General features: G+C 37.6%; 7 protein-coding genes and 1 rRNA gene. 7 read left to right on the forward strand and 1 reads right to left on the reverse strand.

Annotation, left to right across the window (positions count from 1 at the left end; translation table 11 throughout):
• From rrf to ACFXN8_RS26205, 7 genes are all read left to right on the forward strand, one after another.
• Positions 1–93: ribosomal RNA gene (rrf, locus tag ACFXN8_RS26175) — 5S ribosomal RNA — on the forward strand; the annotation flags it as partial.
• 114 nt (positions 94–207) lie between these two features.
• Positions 208–642 (forward strand): SRPBCC domain-containing protein, encoded by a 435-nt coding sequence (locus ACFXN8_RS26180; protein WP_386848293.1) that lies wholly within the window; start codon positions 208–210, stop codon positions 640–642.
• Positions 643–846: 204 nt separating this feature from the next.
• Complete coding sequence (locus tag ACFXN8_RS26185; RefSeq protein WP_386848294.1) at positions 847–1,374, forward strand: HXXEE domain-containing protein; 528 nt, start codon at positions 847–849, stop codon at positions 1,372–1,374.
• 77 nt (positions 1,375–1,451) lie between these two features.
• A complete protein-coding gene (locus ACFXN8_RS26190; protein ID WP_386848295.1) occupies positions 1,452–2,876 on the forward strand; it encodes an aminotransferase class I/II-fold pyridoxal phosphate-dependent enzyme in 1,425 nt (474 codons plus the stop codon).
• A 17-nt stretch (positions 2,877–2,893) separates the two neighbouring features.
• Entirely contained in the window at positions 2,894–3,523 is a 630-nt protein-coding gene (gene tmk / locus ACFXN8_RS26195; protein WP_386848296.1) for a dTMP kinase, read from the forward strand.
• Between the two features lie 327 nt (positions 3,524–3,850).
• Positions 3,851–4,180, forward strand: coding sequence for a cyclic-di-AMP receptor (locus ACFXN8_RS26200; protein ID WP_049667342.1), 330 nt, complete (start codon positions 3,851–3,853; stop codon positions 4,178–4,180).
• Between the two features lie 87 nt (positions 4,181–4,267).
• The gene (locus tag ACFXN8_RS26205) at positions 4,268–4,708 is read left to right on the forward strand and encodes a YaaR family protein (protein ID WP_376076039.1); all 441 of its coding nucleotides are present in this window, start codon (positions 4,268–4,270) and stop codon (positions 4,706–4,708) included.
• Between the two features lie 133 nt (positions 4,709–4,841).
• Here ACFXN8_RS26205 and ACFXN8_RS26210 read toward each other — a convergent pair.
• A partial coding sequence (locus tag ACFXN8_RS26210; RefSeq protein WP_386848297.1) for a hypothetical protein occupies positions 4,842–5,059 on the reverse strand: 218 nt, incomplete at its 5' end.

The following is a 5,059-nucleotide window of genomic DNA, read 5'->3' on the forward strand; positions in this document are numbered from 1 at the left end:
CACACCCGTTCCCATACCGAACACGGAAGTTAAGCTCTTTAGCGCCGATGGTAGTTGGGGGCTTCCCCCTGTGAGAGTAGGACGTCGCTAGGCACAAAGCAGCCACTGAGAAATCAGTGGTTTTTTTATTTTTTAAAATCAGTAATAACACCCAAAAAATGTTAGAATTTAATTAATTTAAATAAACAAATATAGGGGTGTATTGAGATGGCAACAGGGTTATATAGAGAAAATATTCAAATTCAAAAAGCTAAGCTACAGGAGTTTATTCAGAATAAAGAAGAATGGGCTGTACTAATACCGGGTTATTTACATCATGAATTTCCAAGTGAACGAAATATGATTTGGGTATTTCAAGGGGATTTTGGAATTATCCAAAAAGCTGTAAAGGTTGAACTTAAGTGCAAAGAGTCAAATCCTAATCAGGTTATATTTGATTTGGTAGGCGTATCAGATCCTTTAAATGGTGATGGTTACTTTGAAGTTATACAAAACCAAGATGGCACATGTCAGCTAGTAGGTAATTTAACAATGAAGGCAAGTGGTTTCTTAGCAGGAATGATGAATCCAATATTAGAAAAGTTTGTACCGTCATTAGTAGAGCAGCTAGTACAGAAGATGGCGAAAACGGCTAGTGTCTAGTATGGTGGGGGGTAGAGAAATTAGAGTTAAGTACGTTTTAAAATAACTTTTTACTAATAAAAGAAGAGTATCATGTCATATAAAAAGATCATTGCTATTAGATGCAATGATCTTTTTTTATGGCTTATCACTAAGAATTCGAGATGATATTTATTAAACGTTAATGAGTTGGAACTGAAATTAACCCTAAGTTATTTCGGGTTCATGATAGGTATTCAAACACTTATTTGGCTATTCCCTATTATGTTTATTCTCCATGATTTTGAAGAAATTATTATGGTTGAAAAGTGGTTAAAGAAGAATTCTACGATTTTGTATGAAAGATTGCCGAAAAAAATTGCTAATCGGGTTATGCAACAGTTCTCGATGTCGACAGCACAGTTTGCCGTAGCAGTAATCGTAGTATTTGTGTTTGTAAGTAGTTCCACGTTTGTAGCAAATCAATATGTGAATCAAGGCCCATTTGGAGATATCTACTTTTTCACTATTGCTACGCTAACCTACTTTCTACATGCGTTCACGCACCTTGCACAGTCTATTTTTCTTCGTTCCATTACACCCGGTGCACTCACATCTTTGATAATCGTCATTCCATACAGTTTAATTTTGTATCGTTCGTTATTAATTAATCAAGTCATAACATGGAACATTATTTTCGTTTGCTTGCCATTTTGTCTTTTATTGATCCCTGTTGCATTACTAGCACATTGGATCGGGAAAAAGGTTATATGAAATATCCATTGAACAAATTTTTTTGTAACGTAAGTGTTATAATTAAATAAGAATATAACGGAAATGGGTGTTTTGTTTTGCAAAAGAAAAAGCCGATTGTAGAAGGGTTAGAGCGCTTTCGACAACAACAAAATATTTCCTTTCATGTACCAGGGCATAAGCACGGAGAACTATCCCATCTTCCGCAGCCCTTTAAAGATGTAATGCGATATGATGTAACTGAATTATCAGGTCTTGATGACTTACATCACCCAGAGGAAATGATATTAGAGGCAGAAAACTTGTTGGCAGATACATACGGGGCGATGAAAAGCTTCTTTTTAGTAGGTGGATCTACAGTTGGAAATCTAGCGATGATTTATGCTACATGTAAAAAAGGTGATACGATTATTGTCCAACGTAATGCACATAAGTCTATATTTCACGCAATTGAGCTTGTTGGAGCAAAGCCTATATTTATTTCACCGCTATGGGATGAACGTACATTAACGGCAACGCATGTTTCTTATAAAGATTTAAAAGAAGCAGTTGATTATTATCCAGAGGCTCGCGCTGTAGTTTTAACGTATCCTACTTACTATGGTATGACATCTAAAGAAATACAGCAGCAGATTGCGTATTGTCATGGAAAAGGTATACCTGTTTTAGTGGATGAAGCACATGGAGCTCATTTTAGTGCATGTACCTTGTTTCAACCATCAGCACTGACATTTGGCGCAGATATAGTAGTTCAGTCTGCACATAAAACATTGCCTGCCATGACAATGGCATCCTTTATGCATGTTAATTCTGACTTAATCGATGTCGACAAAATAAATCACTATTTACGTATGCTACAATCTAGCAGCCCATCCTATCTTTTATTGGCTTCTTTAGATGATGCACGCTATTATATACAGACATATATGGAGAGTGATGGTGCATATATAATAGAAAAAAGGAATCAATGGGTAGAGGCATTACGAGGTATTGGCTCTTTGGAAGTTATTGAGGTAGACGACCCTATCAAATTATTGTTACGGGTTGAAGGCTATAGCGGTTTTCAATTACAAGAAGCATTAGAAGCAAAGCACGTATATGCAGAACTAGCAGATACGAATCAAGTATTGCTTGTGCTACCTTTGTTGAAACAAGGGCATAACTATCCATTTGCAGAAATACGAATCCGTATTAAGGATGCTATAACATTGTTATTAAGTACACCAAAAACGGAAATAGAAACTGCTTCACAAACGGCCTATAATTTTGTAGCCATTACGGAACCATCCTATACATTTGATGAAATTGAAAAGGCGGAAAAAGAGTGGTTACCGTATATGCGAACTATGGGACGTATTTCTGCAAGCATGATTATTCCTTATCCACCAGGCATTCCATTGCTTGTTCCAGGCGAAAAAATAACAGTAGCAAAGCTGAGTCAGTTAGAGGAGTTACTGGCTACTGGTGCAACGTTCCAAGGAAATCACCGTTTAGAAGAAAAAATGATTGAGATCATTAAATAGTTGGAGGCAATAACAGCATGAATTGCAATTTATTTATTACATTTGAAGGTCCAGAGGGTGCTGGAAAAACGACAGTCATTCAAAAAATAGCTGAGCGACTTGCAGAAGAAAATATGGATGTATTAGCAACGAGAGAACCTGGTGGTATTGAGATTGCTGAGAAAATTAGGAGCATTATTTTAGACCCTGAACATACAGCCATGGATGAGCGTACAGAAGCGTTATTATACGCAGCGGCGAGAAGTCAGCATTATTTTGAAAAAGTACGACCTGCGTTGGATGCTGGTAAAATGGTTATTTGCGATCGCTTTATCGATTCATCGTTAGCTTACCAAGGATATGCACGTGGTATCGGTGTTGATGAAGTATTATCCATTAATGAGTTTGCAATCGGTAAGAAGTTACCCGATATGACAATATTATTTGACCTTGCACCAGAGGTTGGTTTGGCACGTATTCATGCACATGGAGAGCGAGAAGTAAATCGCTTAGATGTTGAAAGTTTAGCTTTTCATAAGAAGGTTCGGGAAGGATATTTACAACTAGTGGAGCGTTATCCTGAGCGTATACATGTCATCAATGCGGACCAAAATATTGATCGTGTTGTTGAAGATGTATGGTCATTAATATATGGAGCAATACAGTAAATGCATGAAGTTGTCTACCACAATGTGATATAATGGTAACATCTATAATCTTACTTGCAGCAAATGTTTTCTACGCGAAAGCGAAGCGACAGCAGCAAATGTTTACTGCGCGAAAGCAGCAAATGTTTTGAGATGAATGAAGATGTGGTTTTATTTTAGTAGATGTTCTAAACAGCTACTAAAAACAGGGGAACTCTAACGTATGTCACGGAATCGGAAAGAGGGCATGTGCACAAAGCCGAATCCGTACACAATTATGCTGACGCATAATTGATAAAAGGTAACTAAAATCTATTTAGATGAATTTTATCAAAGGGGTGAGTGCGAATGAAGTTAGTCGTAGCTGTAGTGCAAGATCAGGATAGCAGCCGTTTATCGAATGCTTTAACAAAAAATCAGTTTCGCGCAACTAAATTAGCGAGCACTGGAGGATTTTTACGCTCTGGAAATACGACGTTTCTTATTGGGACGGAAGACTCTCTCATACCCAAAGTTTTAGATATTATTCGTGATAATTGTCGTGCACGAGAACAAATGGTTGCACCTGTTTCGCCATTAGGCGGGAATACAGACTCCTATATACCTTATCCTGTAGAGGTAGAGGTAGGTGGAGCGACAGTTTTTGTATTACCAATTGAACAGTTCCATCATTTTTAAATCATTGCCACGTTAAATGGGAAGTAAAACACATTATAATTTAGCTTTTGTGTATTTGATAAAGAAAGCAAGTGGGGGCGAAAAAGCTTGAAGATCAATCAAGATATACGTGTCGGGTTAAATACTAATCGTAAAGAACCACTGCATAACAATAATCAAAATAACCGATTTGGAGATATGGTCGTCAAGCAAGGCACCAAATTGCAAACTGAACAGCTTACACGATTGCTAGGGGATATTTCTACAGCAGGTGACCGTGTTGCAAGGTCACGTAATTTACGAGAGCTTGCTCGTTTTAAAATGCTTGTTAAACGATTCCTACAAGAAACAGTAGAGCATGGTATGGATTTAAAGCAATCGCATACATGGAATCGTTTTGGTGAAGGAAGACGCTTAAAAATTATCGAAACTATTGATACGCGTCTTGTAGAGATTGCGCAAGATATTTTAGATGAAGAAAAGGAAGCAATTGATCTTCTCGATAAAATCGGTGAGATTAAAGGCTTATTAATTAATTTGTATATGTAAAACCCGTGTCTCGTTCTCTTGTAGGCGCGGGCTTTTTTCAAATCTATTCAGCTGCCAAATTTATTTGCTGAATGACATGAAACTAATCTATCTGCTCTAAAACCGCAGATATTTCTGTAATAAAATTGGTTCATCACCAAAATTTATGGATGACTTTTGTTAAAACGTCTACTATGTAAATAAGTTGATTGGAGTGGAGGCTGGGTGACTCCTTGGGGATTAGCGATATAGAGGAACGAAGGCTAAAAGCATCACGTCCTGTGATAACGCCTTCGTGACCAACATCGGTGCTGCTGCCGCTTCGCTTTCGCGCAAAAAACATCTGTTGGCCCAAGCGGCTCATCGGACGCC

Source organism: Lysinibacillus sp. NPDC059133 (genome assembly GCF_042755925.1).
GTDB lineage: Bacteria > Bacillota > Bacilli > Bacillales_A > Planococcaceae > Lysinibacillus.

Excerpts from the sequence above, each read along its gene's own strand:
- ACFXN8_RS26180 (WP_386848293.1), top strand. The coding sequence starts at position 208 with ATGGCAACAGGGTTATATAGAGAAAATATTCAAATTCAAAAAGCTAAG.
- ACFXN8_RS26185 (WP_386848294.1), top strand. The coding sequence starts at position 847 with ATGATAGGTATTCAAACACTTATTTGGCTATTCCCTATTATGTTTATT.
- tmk (WP_386848296.1), top strand. The coding sequence starts at position 2,894 with ATGAATTGCAATTTATTTATTACATTTGAAGGTCCAGAGGGTGCTGGA.
- ACFXN8_RS26200 (WP_049667342.1), top strand. The coding sequence starts at position 3,851 with ATGAAGTTAGTCGTAGCTGTAGTGCAAGATCAGGATAGCAGCCGTTTA.